Source organism: Streptomyces sp. NPDC006335 (genome assembly GCF_040612795.1).
In the GTDB taxonomy this organism is placed as follows: Bacteria; Actinomycetota; Actinomycetes; order Streptomycetales; family Streptomycetaceae; genus Streptomyces.
In genome coordinates this window covers 142,136-164,957 of sequence record NZ_JBEXQX010000003.1, presented here as the reverse complement: position 1 = coordinate 164,957, position 22,822 = coordinate 142,136, and the positions used below count along the sequence as shown (strand labels likewise).

General features: G+C 72.7%; 14 protein-coding genes and 1 pseudogene. 10 read left to right on the top strand and 5 right to left on the bottom strand.

What is annotated here, in order from left to right; translation table 11 throughout:
- Positions 1-21 precede the first annotated feature (21 nt).
- Positions 22-3,273 (bottom strand): BTAD domain-containing putative transcriptional regulator, encoded by a 3,252-nt coding sequence (locus ABZ098_RS11500; RefSeq protein ID WP_356589645.1) that lies wholly within the window; start codon positions 3,271-3,273, stop codon positions 22-24.
- 384 nt (positions 3,274-3,657) lie between these two features.
- Here ABZ098_RS11500 and ABZ098_RS11495 point away from each other — a divergent pair, with 384 nt between their 5' ends.
- The 3 genes from ABZ098_RS11495 to ABZ098_RS11485 all read left to right on the top strand — a co-directional run bounded on the left by ABZ098_RS11495 (position 3,658) and on the right by ABZ098_RS11485 (position 6,438).
- Positions 3,658-4,599, top strand: coding sequence for a hypothetical protein (locus ABZ098_RS11495; RefSeq protein WP_356589643.1), 942 nt, complete (start codon positions 3,658-3,660; stop codon positions 4,597-4,599).
- Positions 4,600-4,715: 116 nt separating this feature from the next.
- Positions 4,716-5,174 (top strand): hypothetical protein, encoded by a 459-nt coding sequence (locus ABZ098_RS11490; RefSeq protein ID WP_356589641.1) that lies wholly within the window; start codon positions 4,716-4,718, stop codon positions 5,172-5,174.
- Positions 5,175-5,397: 223 nt separating this feature from the next.
- On the top strand, positions 5,398-6,438 hold the full coding sequence (locus tag ABZ098_RS11485; RefSeq protein ID WP_356589639.1) for a lysylphosphatidylglycerol synthase transmembrane domain-containing protein: 1,041 nt from the start codon (positions 5,398-5,400) through the stop codon (positions 6,436-6,438).
- A 46-nt stretch (positions 6,439-6,484) separates the two neighbouring features.
- Here the strand turns inward: ABZ098_RS11485 and ABZ098_RS11480 are convergent, their stop codons facing one another.
- A complete protein-coding gene (locus ABZ098_RS11480) occupies positions 6,485-7,249 on the bottom strand; it encodes an SIS domain-containing protein (protein ID WP_356589637.1) in 765 nt (254 codons plus the stop codon).
- A gap of 119 nt (positions 7,250-7,368) precedes the next feature.
- Between ABZ098_RS11480 and ABZ098_RS11475 the strand changes: the two genes are divergently transcribed.
- The 6 genes from ABZ098_RS11475 (at position 7,369) to ABZ098_RS11450 (ending at position 16,646) form a co-directional block, all read left to right on the top strand.
- On the top strand, positions 7,369-8,253 hold the full coding sequence (locus tag ABZ098_RS11475) for a MurR/RpiR family transcriptional regulator (RefSeq protein ID WP_356589635.1): 885 nt from the start codon (positions 7,369-7,371) through the stop codon (positions 8,251-8,253).
- Positions 8,254-8,363: 110 nt separating this feature from the next.
- The gene (locus tag ABZ098_RS11470; protein WP_356589633.1) at positions 8,364-12,578 is read left to right on the top strand and encodes an NEW3 domain-containing protein; all 4,215 of its coding nucleotides are present in this window, start codon (positions 8,364-8,366) and stop codon (positions 12,576-12,578) included.
- Positions 12,575-13,261: a peptidyl-prolyl cis-trans isomerase gene (locus ABZ098_RS11465; RefSeq protein ID WP_356589631.1), complete on the top strand. Its 687-nt coding sequence runs from the start codon at positions 12,575-12,577 to the stop codon at positions 13,259-13,261. The genes ABZ098_RS11470 and ABZ098_RS11465 overlap by 4 nt, the downstream gene beginning before the upstream one ends.
- Before the next feature lie 117 nt (positions 13,262-13,378).
- Complete coding sequence (locus ABZ098_RS11460; protein ID WP_356589629.1) at positions 13,379-14,749, top strand: extracellular solute-binding protein; 1,371 nt, start codon at positions 13,379-13,381, stop codon at positions 14,747-14,749.
- Complete coding sequence (locus tag ABZ098_RS11455) at positions 14,749-15,771, top strand: sugar ABC transporter permease (RefSeq protein WP_356589627.1); 1,023 nt, start codon at positions 14,749-14,751, stop codon at positions 15,769-15,771. The genes ABZ098_RS11460 and ABZ098_RS11455 overlap by 1 nt, the downstream gene beginning before the upstream one ends.
- Positions 15,768-16,646 carry a carbohydrate ABC transporter permease gene (locus ABZ098_RS11450; RefSeq protein ID WP_356589625.1) on the top strand — a complete coding sequence of 293 codons (879 nt, stop codon included), beginning with the start codon at positions 15,768-15,770 and terminating at the stop codon, positions 16,644-16,646. The genes ABZ098_RS11455 and ABZ098_RS11450 overlap by 4 nt, the downstream gene beginning before the upstream one ends.
- On the opposite strand, the gene ABZ098_RS11445 is transcribed toward ABZ098_RS11450, so the two are convergent.
- Together ABZ098_RS11445 and ABZ098_RS11440 are read right to left on the bottom strand one after the other, a co-directional pair.
- Positions 16,610-18,769 carry a glycoside hydrolase family 3 N-terminal domain-containing protein gene (locus ABZ098_RS11445; RefSeq protein ID WP_356590500.1) on the bottom strand — a complete coding sequence of 720 codons (2,160 nt, stop codon included), beginning with the start codon at positions 18,767-18,769 and terminating at the stop codon, positions 16,610-16,612. The genes ABZ098_RS11450 and ABZ098_RS11445 overlap by 37 nt on opposite strands.
- Positions 18,770-18,834: 65 nt before the next feature.
- Positions 18,835-19,908 carry a BadF/BadG/BcrA/BcrD ATPase family protein gene (locus ABZ098_RS11440; protein ID WP_356589623.1) on the bottom strand — a complete coding sequence of 358 codons (1,074 nt, stop codon included), beginning with the start codon at positions 19,906-19,908 and terminating at the stop codon, positions 18,835-18,837.
- Between the two features lie 8 nt (positions 19,909-19,916).
- Between ABZ098_RS11440 and ABZ098_RS11435 the strand changes: the two are divergent.
- Positions 19,917-21,235, top strand: a pseudogene (locus tag ABZ098_RS11435) (glycosyl hydrolase).
- A 61-nt stretch (positions 21,236-21,296) separates the two neighbouring features.
- Here ABZ098_RS11435 and ABZ098_RS11430 read toward each other — a convergent pair.
- The gene (locus tag ABZ098_RS11430; RefSeq protein ID WP_356589621.1) at positions 21,297-22,772 is read right to left on the bottom strand and encodes a glycoside hydrolase family 3 N-terminal domain-containing protein; all 1,476 of its coding nucleotides are present in this window, start codon (positions 22,770-22,772) and stop codon (positions 21,297-21,299) included.
- Positions 22,773-22,822 lie beyond the last annotated feature (50 nt).

Below are 22,822 nucleotides of genomic sequence, written 5' to 3'. Positions count from 1 at the left end.
CGACATCACCCCAGGTCCCGCCTATGCCCGCTCCCGCGCCTCCCGCGCCCCCGCCTCCCGGAAGACGCGCATCGCCTCGGCACGGGCCCCCTCGGCCGCGCCCCGCTCCCCGGCCGCCTCCCAGACCTCCGCCAGGCTCCACAAGGTCCGCGCCCGCCACAGCGGAAGGCGCAGCGCCTCCCAGAGCGACAGCGAGCGCTCCAGCGGGTCCCGTGCGCTCCCGGCGTCACCGGCGGCCAGGTGCCACTCCCCCAGCGTCCGCAGCACCAGTGCCTCGCCGAAGCGGTCCTGCCGCTCCCGGGCCAGCTCCAGGCACCGCGCGAGCCGTTCGCGCGACGCGTCCAGGAGGCCCAGCCGCAGCTCCACCTTGGCCAGCGACTGCTCCGTGTACATCACGCCGAGTGTGTCGTGGAGGCCGGCGAAGACCCGCAGCACGCCCCGCAGCAGTCGCTCGGCGTCCGCGTACTCCCCTCGCGCCCGGTGGCACAGGGCCACCGCGCGCAGGACCAGCGCCTCGCCGTGCCGGTCGTCCTCGGCCCGGTACAGCTCCAGGGCCTGCGCGAAGGCCTCGCGGGCTTCGTCGTCGTCGCCCTGCTCCCGGTACACATAGCCGAGGCCGTAGAGCGCCCGGGCCCGGGCGCCGCGGTCGTCGAGCCGTCCGTACCCCTCCAGCGCCCGGCCGAGCAGCTCCAACGCCTCGGGGTAGCAGGCCTGTTCGCGCCGGGCCGTGGCCATGCCGAGGAGGGCCTGGGCCGCGCCCTGGACGTCGTCATGGGCCTCGAACAGCCCCAGGGCGTCCCGGTAGTAGGCGTACGACTCCTCGAACTCGTCCTGTTCGTAGCGGAGTTGCCCCAGGCCGGTGAGCAGCCACGCCTCGCCCTCGCCGTCCCCGCTGCGCCGCACCGCCGCCATGGCCGCGGTGTGCGAGCGGGACCAGGCGTCGAACTGGTTGTACAGCGCGACCGAGCTGGCGATCAGCGCCCCGGCGAGGTCCCGGGCGGCGCGGTCCATCCCGTGGTCGGCGCAGTACTCCACGGCCGCGAGCAGACCGGCCTGTTCGGCGGCGAACCAGGCCGCGGGCCGCGTGAGCAGATCCTCCTCGGCCCGCGGATCGTGCGGGTCGACGGGCCGTACGGCGGCCGGTTCGGGGAAGTACCGCGCGGTGCCGCCGGGGCCCCGCGCGGCGGCCTTCTCGGCCAGCCCCAGCCAGCACTCCACCAACCGCCCCACGGCCGACGCCCGTTCCTCGGCGCTCTCCTCCGACAGACAGCGCTCGCGGGCGTGTTCCCGGGCCAGGTCGTGGATGCGGTAGCGGCCGCGGCCCGTGCCGTCCACGCCGATCACGTCGATGAAGTGGCAGTCCACCAGCCGTTCGACGGCCTCCTCGGCCTCCTCGGTGCCGATGTCCAGCAGGGGCGCGGCGATCCAGGCGGCGAAGTCGGGCAGGTCGAGCAGGGCCAGTCGGCGCAGGGCGCGCCGCTCCTGCGGATCGAGGTCGGCGTAACCGAGCTCCAGGCTGGTGCGCAACTCCAGGTCCCCGGCGCGCAGTTCGTTGAGACGCAGCCGCTCGTCCCGCAGGCGGGCGGCGAGCCGGCCGGGCACCCAGTGCGGCCGGGCGGCGAGACGCGCTCCGGCGATACGCACGGCGAGCGGCAGCCGCCCGCACAGGGAGACGATCTCGGCGGTCTGTTCCGGCTCGGCGCGCACCCGGTCCGCTCCGGCGACCCGTCTGAGGAGTTCCAGGGCCTCCTCCTGGTCCGGCACGGTCAGGTCGAGGTGGGCGGCGCCCTCCAGCGCCACCAGCCGGCGCCGGCTGGTGACGAGTACCGCGGATCCGGCACCGGGCGGCAGCAGCGGCCGTACGTGGGCCTCACCGGCGGCGTTGTCGAGGATCAGCAGGATGCGGCGGTGCCCGGTGTACGTGCGGTACAGACCCGTCAGTTCCTCGACGGAGCTCGGCAGGGTCTCCGGTTCGGCGCCCATGGCGCGCAACAGCCGGGCGAGGGCGTCGGCGGGTTGCAGCGGGGCGGTGTCGGCGGCCCGCAGGTCCACGAACAGGCGGCCGTCCGGGAAGAGTTCGGCGGTGCGGTGGCCGACGTGGACGGCGAGCGCGGTCTTGCCCGTGCCGGAACGCCCGGAGATCACCCCGATGGGCGGGGCGGTGCGGCCGGGCTCGTCGACGCGGCCCAGCAATGAGACGGCCCAGTCGATCTGGTCCGACCGGCCGACGAAGTCGGCTATGTCCGGGGGGAGATGGGAGGGGGCGGGCCTCGGGGTCGGCGTGCCCGGTCCGCCGCCGACCGCCGCCGTACGGTCCGTGATCCGCTGCCGGGTCTGCGAAGCGGCGGCGGCTGCCCGCCCCGACGGGCCGAAGCCGGGGCCGGACGGCGCGGGGTCGGCGGAACGCACGCCGGAGCCGAGGGCAGAGGTGGTGTGGGCTCGTGCACCCGGGCCGAACGGTGAGGGATCGTGCGGCCGCGAGCCGGCGCCCAGCGGCGCGGGGGCGTCGGTGGCGGTGCCCAGCAGCACGGGGTCGTTGGTCAGGACGGCCTTGTGCAGGGCCCGCAGTTCGGGGCCGGCGTCGATGCCCAGTTCCTCGCGCAGGACCTCGCGGCCCTCCTGGTAGGTGCGCAGGGCGTCGGAGACCCGTCCGGTGCGGAACAGGGCGGTCATGAGCTGGCCGCGCGGTCGTTCCCGCAGGGGGTGGGCGGCGACGTGCGCGAGCAGGGGCGCGATCGCGCGGTCCGCGCGGCCCAGTTCCAGTTGGAGGCCGAAGGACTCCTCCTGGGCGACCAGACGCAGTTCGGCCAGCCGGGCCGCCTCGATCCGCGCGAACGACTGGCCCAGCCCTTCGAGGGCCTCCTGGCCCCGCCACAGCCCCAGCGCCTCGGCCAGCAGTTCGGCGGCCTCCTCCGCGTGGCCCCCGGCGGCCTGGGCCCGGCCCGAGGTGAGCAGGTCCTCGAAGCGGCGGGCGTCGACCTGGGAGGCGTCGAGGTCGGCGACGTATCCCGGCGGGCGGGTGCGGATCACCTCCGCCTCGCCGACGCGGGCCAGAGCGCGGCGCACCGCGGAGACATGGGTGGCGACGAGGGCGCTGGCGGTGGCGGGCGCCTGCTCGTCCCAGACACAGTCCACGAGCCGTTCCGTGGAGAGCACCTCGCCCAGGTGGACGACGAGTGCGGACAGGACCGCCAGGGGTCTGACGCCGCCGAGCGGGGCCCGCCGGTTCCCCTCCCACGCCTCCACCGGACCGAGAAGACGTACCTGGAGCATCGTTCCCCGATCGCCGTACCGCCCGCCCCACGGATGCGTGTTCGACGATATCGACGGGCGGTGTCCGCGGATGACGGGACCGGCGCGGCCGTGGCCGGATCCGGCCAGTCGATCACCGCGTAGTGGCCCCGCGACAGGGCCTGACAACGGTGCACGGGGACTGATCCCCCGGCTTTCCCTCCGAACGGCGGTTGGCTGGATTTCGACGGTGCCCGGAGATCCCCCTCACCTGAGGGACGGCCTGCCGGGGGCGCTCGTATGACGGCTCTCCGATTTTTCTCGCGCCCGAAACTCATGTGCGTCACGGGTCATACGGACGGGGCCCGGGAGGCGTCAACGGCTCGAAAGCACACATCGTTTCCACCGCGCCCAGGGAGTCGCCCGATGCCACGCCGGACCTTGCTCCTTCTGACCGCCGCTCTGCTGGCGGCGACCGTCACGGGGTGCGCGGACGGGACGACGTCGCGGGCCACCGCCCCCGGCTCCGGCTCGGGCTCGGGCTCCGTTGCCGGCCGCCCCGTCTCGGACGCCCCGGAGGAGACCCTCCACCTCGCCGAGCAGCTCCTGATCAAGAAGTGCATGGAGAAGCGCGGATACCGGTACTGGGTCGAGGAGCGGCCGTCGGCCGACGGGGCGAGCCGGTTCCCCTACGTCGTCGACGACCCGGCCTGGGCCGCCCGGCACGGCTACGGCACGGATCTGTACCGCGAACGGCAGCGGGAGGCCCTGCGCGACCCGAACCAGCGGTACTTCCGTTCCATGCCCGCCGACCGGGCCCCGGAACTGGTGGCCGCACTCAACGGGCCGCAGGCGCAGGGACTTTCGGCCCGTCTCCCGAACGGCATCAAGGTCACGCACAGCGACCGGGGCTGTGTGGCGGAGGCGGAACGGGACCTGTACAAGGACCTGCCGGCGTGGTTCCGGGCCACCCGGGTCACCGACAGCCTCGCCGGCATGCGCGTGACCATGGTGCTCACCGACAAGCGCTACCGGGCGGCCGTCAAGCCGTGGGCGCGCTGCATGAAGGCGAAGGGCCACCCGTATCCGACCCCCGCCGAGGCCCGCGCCGCGGCCACCCGGCCCGACCAGGAGTGGCCGCACGCCGAGGAAGTGCGGCTGGCGTCGGCCGAGGCGGCCTGCGCCGGCTCCGGCTCCGGCTCCGGCTCCGGCTCCGGCTCCGGTGGCCTTTCGGCCGTGGCGAAGTCCCTCGACGCCGCGTACCGGGCCGAGTTGCGGCGGCGCCACCCGGGACCGACGGCCGATCTCGACCGGCTCAGGCGCGAGGCGCTGCCCCGCGCGCGGGCGATCGTCGCGCACGGCGACTGAGCGCACGACGACCGAGTCACGGCCCGGTCCTCCCCGGACCACCACGGCACCGTCCGTGGTCGCACCACCTACCGATCCCTCATCACCATCACCATCACCGAACGAAGGAACCCCCCATGTCCGTCAAGCGTGTCCTCACCCTCGCCGCCTCCGCCGCGGCCGTCGCCGTCCTCGTCTCCCCGGTCACCAGCGCCAGCGCCCTGGAGTCCGGCTCGCAGGGCACCAGGTCGGCCCAGCTCGCCTCCGCCGACGGCTTCCTGCACGTGTATACCCAGCCGTACGGCGGTGGCCGCGAGTGCAAGTGGTCGGGCAACTCCAACGACTGGGGTTCCTGCCGCAACCTGACCTCCGACATCTGGAACAACGGCTACGCGGGCGGCCTCGACGCCGTGGACCTCTACACGGCCCCCAACGCCGGTGGCGCGCACGCCTGCATCAGCCAGGGCGACCGCTGGTGGGACACCACCACCGGCAAGTACCACTTCACCTACGGCGCCGGCCTGGAGCAGTTCGGGGCCAGCGTCAACAACAACATCTCCTCGCACCGCTGGGTCGACTACTGCAGCCAGGGCTGACCCGCCCGCGAGCTCGCCCCGGCACCCGGTCACGGGTGCCGGGGCGACCCGTTCGAGCACGCTCGCCGCACCCCGTGTCGCCCGCCCGCCCACGCTCCTTCGACTGCCGGACATTTGAACGTCACACCGAGCGGGAACGTTTCCCTCGTCCCCTCTGCATCGCCTTGCCTCCGTCATGTCCCGTGTCCCGCACGGGGCATGACGCGAAAGGACGACGTGCGCCGTGTCCCTGCTTCCGCTCGAAGGTCCCCCGGGTCCGCTCCCCGCCGCCGCCCCGGCCCCGCTCCCGATCAGCGCCCCGGCTCCCGCTCCCGACGGTTCCCGCCGCTCCCCGACCCGTCTCGCCCGCCGCCTGCTCACCGTGCTCCCCGTCCTGCTCATCGGCGTGTGGGCGGTGCTGGACCGGCGTGCCCTGTACGACGGCACCGCGCGGCTGGCCTCGGCCGATCCCGGCTGGCTGCTCGTGGGGTTCCTCTACACCTGCCTGGGCTGGATCTCCGCCTCCGTCGTACGGCAGGGCGCGCTGCCCGAGCGGCTGCCGACGGGGCTCCTGGTCGCCTCGCAGTTCGCCGCCGGCGCCGCCAACCACGTGCTGCCGGCGAGCCTCGGCGCCCACGCGGTCACCCTGCGCTTCCTCCGGGGGCAGGGCGTCCCGCTGGCTCGGGCCACCGCCTCGCTCGCCCTGTACGCGCTGGTCAGGCCGATCGCCAAGACGCTCGTCCTGATCGGCTTCGTGGTGGCGCTGCCCGATCTGCTGCGGCTCGGTGATCTGGTCCCGGACCGGCGCATGCTGTTCCTGCCCCTGGTGGCCGCGGGACTCGGACTCGGCGCCACGCTCCTGCTGCTGACCCTCGTCCGCCCGCTGCGCCACCCGGCGGTCACGTTCGTGCGCACCGCGCTGACCGACGCCCGCCGACTGCACACCATGCCGAGCCGGGTCCTCGCCCTGTGGGGCGGCGCGGCCGCCGCGCCGCTGCTCCAGGCGAGCGTGATCCACGCAGTCGGCGCCTCGCTCGGGGTGACGCTTTCCTGGGCGCAGGTCGCGTTCGCGTACCTCGCGGCGAGCAGTGCGGTCGGGTCCGTGCCCGCGCCCGGCGGCATCGGACCGGTGGACGCGGCGATGGTCCTCACCCTCGCCGTCTACGGCGTCCCGGTGAGCGTCGGCACGGCGACCCTGATCGGCTACCGCGTCCTGACGGTGTGGCTGCCCCTGCTACCGGGGGTGTTCTGCATGTCGGCGCTGGTGCACCGGAAGGTGCTGTGAAGACTCGGCCGCAGCAGAAACCGGTGAACCTCTTACCCCCGAAGCCCTAGCTGGCCGTACGCCGGACCCGCCCCGCATACCGCTTCTCCAGCTCCAGGTTCCCCTCGAAACCACCCGGCACGTTGGCCGACACGTAGACCGGCGGCCGCTCCCCGGCCGCGAGCAGCAGGCCCGAGGCCTCGGCCACCACCATCTGCACCAGCATCACGCCGGTCAGGGTGGACAGCGCCCCCACCGCCCCGCCGCCCGGCAGCGACAGCAGCGCGTCCCCGGCCGGCGCCGCGTTGTCCAGCACCACGTCCGCGAGGTCCACCAGCTTCTTGCCGCTCGCGTGACCCGCGGGCACCGCGCCCGTGTGCGTGAGGGAGGTGATCGCGAGGATCTTGTGTCCCCGCGACCTGGCGTGCAGCGCCATCTCCACGATGACGCTGTTGACACCGGAGTTGGAGATGATCACGAAGAGGTCCCGGGCCTGGGGCGCCGCGAGGTCGTAGAGGCGCTCGGCCACCCCCGGCTCACGCTCCAGGAGCGGGTCGTCGAGCACGCTCGGCGCGTCACCGCCGTAGAGGACGAGGTCGGACATCTGGATCCGGTTGGTGGGCACCAGGCCGCCCGCCCGGCCGGCCACCTCCAGGACCATCGCCTGGGAGTGGCCGGTGCCGAAGGCGTGGATCACCCCGTCGGCGCGGATGCAGTCGACGATCAGCTCGGCGGCTCGGCGCACGTCCTCGCGGGCGGACTCGGTGACGTGACGGAGGACGCCCAGGCTCTGTTCGGCGAAGCCCTGGGCGCTGACTGACTCGACGGACACGCGACACTCCCCACTGATGGATTGAACCACCATACAACCACCCACCGGTGAATCAATAAACCACAGCACGGTCCTGGTATTCAATCAGCGGCACTAAGGGTGGCTGATACCTTCTTTCCATGCCTCCGACCGACGTCACCACACTGATCCGCACCGAGCTGCCCCGGCTGGCCGGTTCCCTGCGGAAGGTCGGCGAGCTGATCCTGGAGGATCCGGCCGCCGTCACCCACTGCTCCGCCGCCGAGCTGGGCCGCCGCACCGGAACCTCGCAGGCCACGGTGACCCGGTTCTGCCGTGCCATCGGGCTCGACTCCTACCAGCACCTGCTGATCGAACTGGCCCAGGAGCGCGGTCGCGGCGAGGTCTCCGACTGGGGCTCGGCGGAGATCGGCCCCGACATCTCACCGGACGACAGCCTGGAGCGGGTCGTCCAGGTGGTCGGCAGCGCGGACCTGCGCGCGATCCAGCAGACCATCGAGCGCATCGACCTCGACGCCCTGGAGCGCGCGGCCCAGGCGCTGGCCAAGGCCCGCCGCATCGACGTGTACGGCGTCGGCGGCAGCGGCGCGGTCGCCCAGGAGACCGAGACCCGACTGTTCCGCATCGGCTGCCAGGTCCGGGGCTGGACCGAGGTGCACGGCGCGGCCACCTCCGCGGCCCTGCTCACCCCGGCCGACGTCGCCATAGGCATCTCCCACTCGGGCGCCACCCGCGAGACCCTCGAACCCTTCGAGATGGCCAAGGAGCGGGGCGCGACCACCATCGCCATCACCACCGACCCGCGCTCCCCGCTGGCCAAGGCCGCCGACATCCGGCTCATCTCCGCGACCTCCGAGACCAGTTTCCGCACCGGCAGCATCGGCGGTCGGCACTCCGTCCTGATGATCGTCGACTGCCTCTACGTCCGCGTCGGCCAGGTCGCCTACCAGCGGGCCAGCGCCTCCCTCGCGCTCACCGACCACATCACCCCGCAGCACGCGGTGAAGGCCCGCCGTACGCGGTGACCGTGAGCGATCTTGCATGGATGAACCACCGAGATAACACAAAGATGGTTGTTTGAATCATCCTCTCGGTGCCAGGATGGGGCTCCCCCGAGTCATCTCGTAGGAGCCCCATGCGCGTCACCTCTGTTGAGTCGACCGAGCTGTTCGTCGGTACGCCCGAGCAACCGCTCCAGCTGGTGCGGGCCGGGATCGAGCACGTCCCGGGCCGTTCGGTCCGCGTGACGGTCGAGGGACACGGCACCGGGGAGACCGTCGTCACCGTCGGCGAGGACGGCACGGTACGCGCCGAGATACCCGTGACCGGCGCCGGCGGCCCGATCACGGTCACCGCGGCCGACGGGAACGAGAGCGCGACCGGCACCGGCGAGTTCACGGTCGCCGAGCCCGGCTGGACCATGTTCATGGTCAGCCACTTCCACTACGACCCCGTCTGGTGGAACACCCAGGGCGCCTACACCGAGACCTGGGACGTCGCCGACGACCCGGCCACGACCGGACTGCCCGCGCGCACCTTCGACTCGCGCGGCCAGTCCGGGATGAGCCTGGTGCGGGCGCACTCCGATCTGGCCCGGCGCGATCCGGCGTACACCTTCGTGCTGGCGGAGGTCGACTACCTCAAGCCGTACTGGAACGCCTTCCCCGAGGAGCGCGGCTTCCTGCGCGAGCTGATCCGCACCGGCCGCGTGGAGATCATGGGCGGCACCTACAACGAGCCGAACACCAACCTCACCGGCGCCGAGGCGACCGTCCGCAACGCCCTGTACGGCGACGGGTACCAGCGGGCGATCCTCGGGGCGTCCCCGGAGACCGCCTGGCAGCTGGACGCGTTCGGACACGACCCGCAGTTCCCGGGGCTGATGGCGGACGCGGGGGTCACGTCCAGCTCGTGGGCGCGCGGGCCCTTCCACCAGTGGGGCCCGACCCTCTCCGTCTTCGGCGAGGAACCGCGGGACCCGAAGCGGATGCAGTTCCCGGCCGAGTTCGACTGGATCGCCCCCTCGGGGCGTGGGATCCTCACCGCGTACATGGTCAACCACTACGGCGCCGGCTGGCGGATCGACAACGCGCCGACGCTGCCCGAGGCGGAGGCGGCCGCGTTCAAGCTGTTCCAGGGGCTCAAGCAGGTCGCGCTCACCCGCAACGTGCTGCTCCCGGTCGGCGGTGACTACGCGCCGCCGTGCCGCTGGGTGATGGACATCCACCGGGACTGGAACGCCCGTTACGTCTGGCCGCGCTTCGTCTCCGGCATCCCCCGGGACTTCTTCGCCGCCGTACGCGCGGAGTTGGAGGCCGAGGGCCGCAGGGCCTCGCCGCAGACCCGGGACATGAACCCGGTCTACACCGGCAAGGACGTCTCCTACATCGACACCAAGCAGGCCCAGCGGTACGGCGAGACGCTCCTCGCCGACGCGGAGGCCTGCGCGACCCTCGCCTCGCTGGTCACCGGGCACCCCTATCCGGACGCGGCCCTCGACAAGGCGTGGCGGCAACTCGTCTACGGCGCCCACCACGACGCCATCACCGGCTCGGAGTCGGACCAGGTGTACATCGATCTCCTCACCGGCTGGCGGGAGTTGGCCGACCTCGCCGAGACCGTGCACGCCGACGCGACCACGGCACTGGCCGACCGGGTGGAGCCGGGCACCGGCCCCGACCTGGTGGTCTTCAACTCCGTCACCTGGGAACGGCAGGACGTGCTGACCGTCGACGACCCGGGCCTGGTGCCCGTCGGCGACGACTTCCAGCCGCTGCCCGCCGTACGCGAGAAGGACGGCACCGTGCGCGTGGTCGTCCCGCGGGTGCCCGGCATGGGCCTCAAGGCCCTTCCCCTGGCGGCCGGCTCGCTCCCGGAGTGGACCTCCGGCGAGGGCACGACCATCCGCAACGAGTTCTACGAGGTGACGGTCGACCCCGCGCGCGGCGGCGCCGTGAGCAGTCTGCGGGCCGTGTCCGAGGGCGGCCGTGAACTGCTGCCCGCCGGTGACATCGGCAACGAGCTGGTCGTCCAGGAGGAGTTCCCGAGGCACCCGCGCTTCGGCGAGGGGCCCTGGCACCTCACCCCGACCGGCACGACCGCCGCCCGCGGCCGGGACGTCACGGCGGACGTCGACGTCGCGCACTCGCCGGCCGGCTCCCGCATCACCGTCCGCGCCGACCTCGGCCTCTTCACGTACACGCAGACACTGACCCTGTGGACCGGCGTCGACCGCCTCGACGTCTCCACGACGATCGACGGTTACGACGGCGAGGACCGCCTGATCAGGGTCCGCTGGCCCTCCGACGTGCGGGGCGGGCTGCCCGTGCACGAGGTCGCCGACGCGGTGATCGGGCGGGGGTTCGGGTTCGTGGACGTGAACAGCGAGGAGTTCCCGTGGACCTTGGACAACCCGGCCAACACCTGGTTCGGACTGGGCTCCACGGCCCGGGTCGCGCTCCAGGACGACACCGGTGCGCAGCTCGGCCAACGGGCCTTCGGTGTCGCCGAGTTGGTGTACGCCGACTGGGACGAGGCGGGTGAACTGGGCGCCCCGCTCGCGGCGGCCCTCGTCCGCTCGGGCGTGACCGCCACCTCGACGATCGCCGGCGGCCCGCGCTATGGCGACCTCGAGGTCGACTCCAACCTCCCCGACATCCGGATCGCCGTCGGCGGACCCGAGCGCAACTCCCTGGTCGCCGAGGCGCTCGCCATGGACCCAGCGGCCGGCCGCGAGCTGCGCCGCCAGGTCGCCGAACGGGGTGTGGCGGCCGTCTGGGTCGCGCCGCGCGCCTCCCTGCGCGAGGAGTGGGTGCCCGGCGCCGACCTGCGCGACCTGGAACGGCTGCCGCTGCTGGTGATCGCGGGGGCCGATCCTGCCGGTGACGCGAAGGCGGTCGACGCGCTGATCGCCGACCTGGACGACTTCACCGTCACGGCCACGGCGGCGGGCGGCGGCGAGGCGCTCCCGCCCGGGGACGCCTGGGACGGGCGCGGCTTCGCCGTCCTGAACCGGGGCACGCCCGGCTGTGTGGTCACCACCTCCGGCGACCTCCACATGTCCCTGATGCGCTCCTGCACCGGTTGGCCGTCCGGCATCTGGGTCGACCCACCGCGCCGCACGACCCCCGACGGCTCGGGCTTCCAGCTCCAGCGCTGGTCGCACACCTTCGAGTACGCGGTCGTCGCGGGCGAGGGCGACTGGCGGGACCTCCGACTCCCCGCGCGGGGACATGAGTTCAACCATCCCCTCACGGCCCGGGTGCGCGGCGAGGGGCAGTCCGCGCTCCTGCCCCGGAACACCTCACTGCTGGAGGTGGAGCCGGCCCGCGAGGTGCTCCTCGACGCCCTCAAGCCGCTCGGCTCCCCGCTGGCCAGGGGCAGTGCCGCGCCCGTGGATCCGGGGCGCGGAGTCGTCGTCCGCGTGCACGAGGTGAACGGGCGCCCGGTGCGGGCGCGGGTGCGCGGACCGGTCGCGTGGACGGAGGGCGCCCGTGCGGACGTCCTGGAAAGGCCCGGCGAGTCCCTGACGCCGGACGCCGAGGGCACCCTGGAGACCGCCCTCACCGGCTTCGAGGTGGCCACCGTCCTGGCCACGCCCCCGCGGGCGCCGGAGCCGACGACCGACCCCGGCGTCGCGGCCCACGAGCCGGCCCAGCCCGTCCACACCCGCTACTGGCTGCACAACTCCGGACCGGCCCCGCGCGGCAACATGCCGGTGTCCGTCTACCTCTCCCCCACCGCCCTCACGGCGACCGGCCCCGTCACCGCGACGGTCCGGGTCGGCTCGGAGCTCAGGGACACGTCGACGCAGGGCACGGTGGCCTTCGAGGTACCGCCCGGCTGGTCCGCCGAGCCGACCGAACTGCCGTACGCGCTCGGCCCCGGCGGCTTCTCGCTGGCCGAGATCACGGTGACCCCGCCACCGGACGCCGAGCCCGGCCGCCACTGGCTCACGGCCCGGCTGACGTACGGGGGCCAGATCTACGAGGACGTCGTCGGTCTCGACGTGCCGGGCGCCCCGCCCGCCGGTCCGGGACTGACGTGCGAGCTGAACGCCGACCGGGTCACCGTGCGCGGCGGTGAGCGGGCTCAGGTTCCGGTGAGCCTGCACAACACCACCCGGGGCCCGGTCGGCGGACAGCTGTGGGCGGTGTCGTCCTGGGGCACGTGGCGGGGCGTGACACCCGGCCTCCAGGGCTTCACCGTGCCGGCCGGGCGACAGACGGAGGCGGTCATCGAGGTGGACGGCTCGTCGATCCCACCGGGTGCGTACTGGCTCATGGCGAAGGCGGCGTGGAACGGCCAGGTGGCGTACACGAGGACCGTCGTACTGGAGGTGACTCCGTGACGCCGGAACACGCGGCTCTGATAGACGGCGAACCACTGCCGACAGAACGGGTGGACGCGTTCCTGGATACGCCGCCCAGGGGCGCGGGGCTGAATCAATGTGCGGCTCCGCCGCGGGGCGCGACCAGCCACGACGACGCCGCACCCGCCCGACGACAGACGGAACCCCCCTCTGTCGCGAGACAAAGACGCCGCTGGGCCACACAAGTGATCGTCACCGACGAACTCGCCCGAAGGGCCTGCGCCGACCGGGGCCTGAGAGTACCGGAAGAGCTGTCACCCGCCTCCGCCCTGGCCGTCGCCGAGACAGACGTCGCCGACCTCGGCAGCATCGTCGCGGCAGCGTTGGCCCACTCCCCCGCCGCCCGCACCCTCCTGGCCGCCCTGGAAGCCGAACAGACGGTCCCGGAGGCAGCCGTACAGGACTACTACGGCCGCAACCAGGACCGCTTCCTCACCCCGGACGCGTTGAGGCGGGGCGTCACCCCCTTCGACGGGGCGACCCCCGAGGACGTACTGCCGTACGACTCGGTCCGCGAGCGCATCACACGCGAGCTGCGCCAAGCCGCGGGCCGCCAGGCGTTCTTCGGCTGGCTGGACCAGGCCCGCAGCAAAGTCGTGTACTCCCACGGCCATGAACATCCCGGTGATCCCTCCCACCCGGACCACGAGCACCGGCACTGATCTCCTACGGAACCTAAACGCAACACGGGAAACCATTGACCTCCGATGAATTCTGGTCCACCTTTTCATCAATCGGAGTCGGAGTTGGTTCATTGAACCAGCCGTGGAGGGCATCACATGAGCGCAAAGAGACTGACCCGCACCCTGACCTGTATCGCCGTGCTGTCCTTCGCGGCCACCGGCTGCGGCCTCGGCGGCGGATCCGACAGCGGTGACGCCACCGCCGGCGGCTGCAAGGTCGACAAGGGCAACGTCGGGTCGGGGAAGCTCACCGGTGAGGTCAAGGGCAACATCACCTTCCAGACCACCAACCTGAAGAAAGACTTCGGGAGCTTCTTCAACGGAGTGATCAGCGACTTCGAGAAGGCCCACCCCGGCACCAAGGTCAAGTGGATCGACGACCCCGGTGACGCCACGTTCGGCCAGCGCACGGTCGCCGACGCCCAGGCCTGCACCCTGCCGGACGTCCTCAACGTCGACTCCCCGACCGCGACCTCCCTCACCAAGGCCGGCTACCTGCTGAACATGGGCGTCAAGGACCCCGACGCCGCCAAGCCCTTCGTCCCGGCGTTCTGGAAGTCCAGCGTCATGAAGGACCCGTCGGGCGCGTCGGTCCACACGGTGCTGCCCTGGTACACCGGCGGCATCGTGCTGACGTACAACACCGATCTGCTGAAGCAGGCCGGCGTCGACCCGGCCAAGCCGCCGACCACGCTCTTCGGGCTGTTCGCGGACTACGAGAAGGTCGCCAAGGCGGGCAAGGGCAAGTTCTACGCGACGATGGCCAACCCGGTGTGGCGGATCCCGGCCGACTGGGACCAGATGAACATCAAGACGCTCTCCGCCGACGGCAAGTCCGCCGTCTTCGCCGACGACCCGCGCACGGTCCAGTGGGTCGAGTGGATGACCAAGCTGTACAAGGAGGGCGCGATGCCGAAGGACTCGCTGTCCTCCAACAACGACCCCTCCACGCTCTACAGCCAGGGCAAGGTCGCCTACGGCTCGACCAACCCGAGCTTCGTGCGCTTCGTGCAGCAGAACAGCCCGTCGGTCTACGACAAGACCGCGGTCGGTCAGCAGCCCCTCGACGCGCTGGGCCACACCACGGGCGCCCCGCAGTACATCGCGACCGCGGCGACCAGCAAGAACGCTCCAACGGCCCTGGCGTTCGCGAAGTTCCTCACCAACGCCGAGAACCAGACGGCCTGGTGCAAGGACCCGAAGGTCGTGATCTTCCCGACCACCTCGGCCTCGCTGAACGACCCGTTCTTCCAGAAGGTCACCGGTGACGACCCGTTCGCGCAGGCCCGCAAGCTGGTCGCCGAGCAGCTGAAGACGGCCACCGCCTACCAGACCAACATCTCCTCGGCCGTGCAGAACGCCATCGTGGGCCAGGTCCAGCTGGCCATGCAGGGCAAGAAGAGCGCGGCGGACGCCGTCAAGGACGCCCAGGAGAAGGCGAACGAGCTGCTGAAGCAGAGCAACTGATGGCGGCGACGCACACCACGAACCCGGTGTCCGTGCCCGGTACGGAGCGCAGTGTCTCCGTGCCGGGCCCGGCCCCGTCCCGTGCCCGCCGTATCGCCAGGGCCGTCCTGCCGGGGCCCGCTCCCGGTGCCAACGGGGCGGCCATGTACCGCCGTTGGTGGCTGCCGTGGCTGTGGACCGCGCCCGCGATCGTGTGCGCGGTGGTCTTCGGCGTGTTCCCGTTCCTCAACACGGTCCTGCTGTCGTTCACGAACGCCAAGCCGCTGGGCGGCGCGTCGAGCTTCGTCGGCCTCGACAACTACACGCGGATGCTGGACGACTCGGACTTCTGGCTGGCGACCCGCAACAGCCTCCTGTACGCGCTGATCGTCGTACCGCTGATGGTGCTGCTGCCGCTGCTGCTGGCGGTGCTGGTGGAGAAGAACCTGCCGGGCATCGGCTTCTTCCGGTCCGCCTTCTACACCCCGGTGCTGGCCTCCAGCGTGGTCGTCGGCCTGAGCTGGCAGTGGCTGCTGGCGGACGACGGCCTGGTCAACACCTGGCTTCAGAAGGCCCACTTGATCAGGTCGGCGATCCCGTTCCTGTCGGACTCCTGGCTGATCCTGCTGTCCGCGATGGGCCTGACCCTGTGGAAGGGCCTCGGCTGGTACATGGTGTTCTACCTGGCCGCCCTCGGGAACGTCCCCAAGGAGCTCCACGAGGCGGCCGCCATGGACGGCGCCGGCGCGGCCCGCCGCTTCTGGCACATCACCGTGCCCGGCGTGCGCCAGGCCATGATGCTCGTCGGCACCCTCACCGGCATCGGCTCGCTCAGGGTGTTCACCGAGATCTACATGCTGGGCAGTTCCACCGGCGGTCCCGGCGGCGCCGACCGCACCCTGCCGTTCTACATCCGGGACGTCGGCCTGGACCCCGTCACCGGAAACGCCGGCTACGGCTCGGCCGTGAGCGTGGCCCTGTTCCTGCTGACGCTGGGGCTGACCCTGCTGGCGCAGCGCCTGACGAAGGAGGACGAGGCATGAGTACGGCTCTGGACAGGCGCCGCCGCCTGATGCCCCGTTGGCGCGATTACGGCCGGCCCCGCGAGCTGGTCGTCCGCTATCTGCTGCTGCTCCTGGTCCTCGGCCTGACCGTGGGCCCGCTGCTCTGGCAGCTCCTCGCCTCCCTGAAGAGCACCGGCGAGGACGTCTTCGGCGCCGACGCCACCCTGCTCCCCCAGCACCCGACGCTGCGGGCCTACCGGACCATCTTCGACCAGGTGCCGGTGTGGACGTACATCAGGAACAGCCTGATCGTGGTCGCCCTGTCGGTCACCAGCCAGCTCGTGTTCTCCACCACCGCCGGCTACATGCTCTCCAAGCCCGGCTGGAAGGGCCGCAAGGCGGTCTGGGTGGTGCTGATCGCCTCGATGATGTTCCCCTTCGAGTCGATCATGGTGTCGCTGTTCCTGAGCATCCGGGACATGGGCCTGGTCGACAGCCTGGCCGGTGTGTGGCTGCCCGGCTTCGTCGGCGCCATCAACGTCCTGCTCATGCGCGGCGCGTTCCTCGCGGTCCCCCGCGAGATCGAGGACTCGGCCATGCTCGACGGCGCGAACGAGTGGCAGCGCTTCTGGCACCTGTACCTGCCGTCCGCGTGGGGCGCGATCCTGGTGGTCGTCATCAACACCTTCATCAGCGCCTGGGACGACTTCCTGTGGCCGCTGATCGTGCTGCGCTCCGAGAGCAACATGACGCTGACCCTGGGGCTTTCGCGGCTCCAGAGCTCGTCGTTCGGGTACGACCAGCGGATGGTCATGGCGGGGGCGGTGATCTCGGTGATCCCGGTGCTCGTGTTGTTCGTGATCACCCAGCGGTGGTTCTACAAGGGCGTGTCGGCGGGGGCCGTCAAGCTCTGACCCCGGGCCCCGAGCGCCTCCCGGGCGGACGCGGCGACCCTGATCTCGACCGTGCCGTCGATGCCTTCCAGCGGCAGGGTCACCGTACGGCGCTCACCCGGCGCCAGGCCCACACCCTCGAACGCGCACAGTTCGAGGGTGCGCGGCCAGGTGGGGGTGATCAGGCGGCGCAGGTAGACCTGGACGACCGAACGCCCGTACCGCTGCCCGGTGTTGGTGACGTCTACGGCCACGGCGTCGCCGGAGAGCCGAGGCGTGCCGTACGCGAAGCTCGTGTACGACAGCCCGTGCCCGAAGGAGTACCGCGGCTCGGCGCTCCGGTCGACGTATCCGCCGTACTCGGTGTCCTTGTGGTTGTAGTAGACGGGGAGTTGGGCCGCCGAGCGGGGGACGGAGAGCGGGAGGCGGCCCGCCGGTTCCGTGCGTCCGAGCAGCACCTCGGCGATCGCCTCGCCGCCCCAGGGGCCGGGATACCAGGCGGAGAGCAGGGCGGGCGCGGTGTCCGGCACCACGTGCGGGCGCCCCTGGACCAGCACGACCGCGGTCGGTGTGCCCGTCGCCACGACGGCGTCCAGCAGCGCGTACTGGGCCGCTCCCAGTCGCAGTCCGGCGAGGTCCACGCCCTCGCCGCAGGTCATCTCCGACTCCGCTGTGCGCGCGGCGCCGTTGGCGTCGAACTCGGTCCCGGGCATACGGGCGCTGCTGCCGCCCAGGACCAGCACGGCGAGGTCCGAGGCGGCGGCCTGGGCGATCGCCGCCGGGATGCCGGAGAGGTCGTCACCGGTGAGGGAACAGCCCGGGGCGTGGCGGATGTCGAGGCCGGGCGGGGCGAGTGCGCGCAGGGCGTCGAGGACACTGCTGCCGGTGCCGGGGTGCTGCGGGGCCGTGTAGTCGCCCGACTGGTGGGCGGTGGTGGCGGCTTGGGGGCCGAGGACGGCGATCCGGGAGACGTTCCGGCCGATGGGGAGCACGCCGTCGTTGCGCAGGAGGGTGACGGCGGCGCGGGCGACGTCCTTGCTGATCTCCTCTCCGCCGACCGGCGGGGAGAAGGTCGTTTGCTGCGGCTCGAACAGCCCCAGCCGGAACTTGAGGCGCAGGACGCGGGCGACGGCGGCGTCGAGGACGGCCTCCTCGACGAGCCCTCGCTCGACCGCCTCCTCCAGATGCGTGAAACCCTCGTCCCAAAGGCTCAGATCCACCCCGGAGTTGAGGGCCAGCGCGCCCGCGGAGACCTTGTCACCGGTGATCCGGGCCAGCCGGTCGACGGCGAGGCCGTCCGCCATGACGAGCCCGTCGAAGCCCCACTGCTCACGCAGCAGGCCGGTGAGCAGGGCACGGTTGCCGGAGCAGGGCATGCCGTCGACCTCGTTGTACGCGGCCATGACGGCGGCGGCACCCGCGCGCACACCGGCCCGGGCTGCGGGGAGGTGGATCTCGTGCAGCTCACGCCAGCCCAGCTCCGACTCCGCGGAGTTGCGGCCGCCGACGGTGGCGCCCTGCCCCGCGAAGTGCTTGAGGACGACGGGCGCCTTGTCGGCGGCGAAGACGCCGTCCCGAGCGCCGTCCGGAGAGGTGCCCTGCATCCCCCGGACCAACGCCTCCGTCAGCCGGCCCGCGAGGTACGGGTCCTCTCCGAAGCACTCCTCGGTACGGCCCCAGCGCGGGTCGCGGGCGATGTCCAGCGCCGAGACGAGGGCCACGTGGCCGCCCCGGGCGCGCAGTTCGGCGGCGGCGTGGGCGGCCGCGCGCTCGTACAGGTCGGGGTCCCAGGTCGCGCCGATCGCCAGGTTCACCGGGAGGACCGTGCCGTCGAGGGCCATGAGGCCGTGCGGGACCTCCTCGACGAAGAGGGTGGGGATGCCGAGCCGGCTCCGCTCCACGACGTGCCGCTGCACCAGTTCGGCGAGGGCGGCCCCGTCCTCCGCGCCGGGTCCGTGGCCGTGGTCCACGCCGGACCAGGCGTCGGCGCGCTGGAGGCCGTACAGGGCGCCGAGTCCCTCGAAACGGTCGGTCTCGGCGTGGAGGGCCTCGGTGAGTGCGAAGCCGCCGTCGGGGGTGCGCCGGTAGGCGTCCCAGCCGTACATCCGCTGGTTGAGCTGGCCGACCTTCTCGCGCAGGGTCATCCGGGCCAGGAGGTCGCTGACGCGGGCGTCGGTCGGGGCGGTGGGGTCGCGGTACACGGCGTCGCTCACGGGCGCGCCAGCCGTGCGAGGGCGACCGCGCCGGGGCGGCCGTCGGCCACCCAGTCCAGGGTCAGGCCGTGCGCCTGGAGCCGTTCGGCCAGCGGGGCGGTGAGCGGCCCCTCGGGCCCGAGGAGCCCGCCCGTCGCGACGATCCGCTCACCGGGGCGCGGTTCCAGCGCCCGTACGGCCGCCAGCAGGTGGTCCGCCGCCTCGCTCAGGATCGTCCCGGCCACGGCGTCCTGCTCGGCCGCCGCCTCGGCGACCAGCGGGGCGAAACGGGCCAGCCGGATGGGCGGATCGGCCATGACGGCGGGCAGCAGATGGCGGCGGAAGTCCTCACGCCGGGCGCGTTCCCAGCCGGGGACGCCGGTGGGGTGGGGGGCGGTACCGCTCGGCGGGACGGTGCCGCCACGGTCGTAGGAAGGGATTCCGCCCTTGGGGAGGACGTCGACCGGCAGGTCCAGGGCGCGGCCGATCCAGCCGGCGAGGACCGTCGGGCGGCCGCGGCCGTCGGCCATGCGCAGGGCGGCGCGGACCGCGCTGCGGCCGATCCAGAAGCCGCTGCCCTCGTCGCCGAGGAGCCAGCCGTCGCCGTCCACGGTGGTCGTGGCGTGCCGGCCGGTGATGCGCATGGCGACCGCGCCCGTGCCCGCGACCAGGGCGAGGCCCTCGGCGGGGGTGCCGGGGGCGGCGGCGAAGGCGGCCTCGATGTCGCTGCACACTCCGACCCGGTCGGCCGGGATGCCGAGGCGGCGCAGGGCTCCGGTGAGGGCGGTGCGGGCCCTGCTCGTGCCGGGGTCGTCCAAGGAGGCCGCCGTGGCTCCCGCGAAACCGCCGGTCACGGCCACCACCCGGGCACGCGCCTCCTCGGGCACCACCCGGGCGAGCGCCTCGGTGAGGTGGTCGGTGAGCTGCGGGACCGGGACGGTCATGGCGTTGCCCGGCCCGCCGGTGCTCTCGCCCAGCACGCGGCCGTCGTCGGCGGCGGCGAGGACCGCGCGGGTGCGGGTGCCGCCGGCGTCGAGGCCGATGACCAGGTCGCGCCCGTCGGCCGATTCTTGGTTCAAATCATTACCCATCGATGACTATGGTGATTGATACATTCGCGCAGGACAAGAGCAGGAACCAAGAGCAGGAACAAGAGCCAAACAAGCGCCGGTCACGGCAGGACCCGAGGAGGATCCCATTCCCACGCTCCGCTTCGGCGTCAACTACACGCCCCGCCACGGCTGGTTCCACGCCTGGCACGACTTCGATCCGGCCCGCACCCGCGAGGACCTGGCCCACATGGCCGGCCTCGGCCTCGACCACGTCCGGGTCTTCCACCTCTGGCCGCTCCTCCAGCCCAACCGCACGCTGATCCGCACCGCGGCCGTGGACCAGCTGGCGCAGCTCGTCGACCTGGCCGCCGAGGCGGGCCTCGACGTGCTGGTGGACGGCGTGCAGGGCCATCTGTCGAGCTTCGACTTCTACCCGGAGTGGACCCGCAGCTGGCACCACCGCAACGTCTTCACCGACCCGGACGCCGTCGCCGCCCAGGCGGCCCTGCTCCGCACCCTCGGCCACGCCCTCGCCGGCCGCCCCAACCTCATCGGCCTCCAACTGGGCAACGAGCTCAACAACCTCGTCGAGCACAACCCGGTGACCGCGGCGGAGGTCGACCACTACCTGGACACACTGCTGGCCGCCGCCCGGGAGGGTCTCGGCCCGGGCGGCGGCCTGGTCACGCACTCCGCGTACGACGCGGCCTGGTACGGCGACGACCACCCCTTCACCCCGGAGGCCTCGGCCCGCAAGGGTGACGTCACCACCGTCCACCCCTGGGTCTTCTCCGGCGGCTGCGCGAGCCGCTACGGCCCCCGCTCCCCCCAGGTCCTGCACCTCGCCGAGTACGGCACCGAACTCGCCAAGGCCTACGCCGAGGACCCCGCCCGCCCGGTCTGGATCCAGGAGACGGGCGCCCCCGAACCCCACATCCCGGCCGCCGACGCCCCGCACTTCGCCCGCGAGACCATCCTGAACGCGTCGGGCTGCGCGGACCTGTGGGGCGTGACCTGGTGGTGCTCCCACGACGTCGACCGGTCACTGGCGGACTTCCCGGAACTGGAGTACACGCTGGGCCTGTTCGACGCGGAGGGGCGTCCCAAGCCGATCGCGGAGGCGGTGGCGGCGACGATCTCCGAACTGCGGGCCGCTCCGCTGCCGGTCGAGCCGCGCGACACGGCCCTGGTCCTGGACTGCACGCCGTCCACCCGCTCGGTGTCGGGCCCGGGCGGGGCGTACTTCGAGGAGTGGATGCGGTTGCGTCAACAGGGGGTGCGTCCGGCGGTGGTCCTGCGGGAGCAGGCGGACGACGCCGACCATCTTTCCGCTCGCGGAATCCAGGAGCTCATACGACTTCCGTGAGGCGAGCGCCCCTTCAGGGGCGCGGGGAACCGCGCGGCCCGCCCCCCACCGGCCCGCAGGTTCACGACGGGCCCCCCACCACACCTTCGGCCAACGCCCGCAAATTGACCTTCCCCCGGCCGTAGGAACACATCGCGCTCCCGTCCGGCAGCCCCGTGGCGACCTGAACCGCCACGGGCCGCCGGGCCGCCAGCGCATCCCGCAAACGGCCCTGCCAGGGATACAGACCCGCATCACACGTGGCGACGACCAGCGGCGCGCCCCCGGCCTTGGCCAGAATTTCCTCGGCCACCGCGTCCACATCGGCGGGCTCCCCGGCCACCGCCGTCCCCGTGGCCGTGGGATCGACGGCCAGCACCTCGGTCAGCAGATCCTCCCCGCCCCAGTTCAGCGCGGGGTGAGGCGCCGGGAACAGGTCCACGACGTGTGCCCCACGCACTCCCACCGGAGCACCCCGCACGGCTCGACGCGCCGCCTCCAGCCCGGCCTCCGCGTCCCACGGGGTGACCCGCCGGGCCGGCGTCGCGTACCGCTCGACCAGCCGCCGCACCCGCCCCGCCGCCTCCCAGACCCGTTCCTCGCCCAGCACCCCCTCCCGCAACGCCTCCAGCAGCGCGTCCCGGCACTCCAGGGTGACCCTCGGATCCGCCACGGCGACGATGACCTGGTCCGCCCCGGCGGCGAGGGCGATCCGGGCGGCCGCCGCCTCGCCGTACCGGTCGGAGATCGCCTTCATCTCCAGCGCGTCGCTGACCAGCACCCCGTCGAAGTCGAGCTCGTGCCGCAGCAGATCCCCGAGGATGCGCCGACTGAGCGTGGCCGGCCGGTTGGCGTCCAGCGCCGGGAAGACGACGTGCGCGCTCATCAGCATCGGCACGCCCGCGGCGATCGCGGCCCGGAAGGGGTCGAGGTCGAGTTCGTTGTACGGCCGCGGGTCGACGGCGAGTTCGTGGTGGCTGTCGGTGAGCGTGCCGCCGTGCCCGGGGAAGTGCTTGGCGCAGGAGGCGATGCCGCGTGCCTCGGTGGCCGCGATCCAGGCGCCGAGGTGCCGGGACACCAGCGCGGGCTCCTCGCCGAAGGCACGGGTGCGCACGATCGGGTTGTCGGCCTGCCGCTGGACGTCGGCCACGGGGGCGTAGGAGGCGGTGATGCCGAGGGTGGCGAGGTGTCCGGCGAGGGCGTCGGCACAGCGGGCGGTGAGGTCCGGGTCGTCGACGACGCCGAGGGCGTAGGAGCCGGGGACCTCGGGGGCGCCCGCGGCCACCAGGTGCCCGATGCCGCCGCCCTCGTTGTCGATGGCGACCAGCAGGTCGGGGCGCAGCGCCCGCAGGGTGTCGGTGAGTCGGCGGACCTGTTCCGCGTCGCGCACGTTGCGGGTGAACAGGATGACCCCGCCGAGCCCGCGGTCGATGAGCCGCTTCAGGGTGTCGGGGACGGCCGTGGTGCCTTCGAACCCGGCGACGAGGCAGCGGTGGGCCGCCTCGTCGAGGTCGACGGGGAGGGCGGTGCGGGCAGACGTGTGCTCGGTGTGGGTCACCTCCGGAATCCTCTGGCTCGCTCAGCCGAAAGTCAACACGCCAGCGGTTC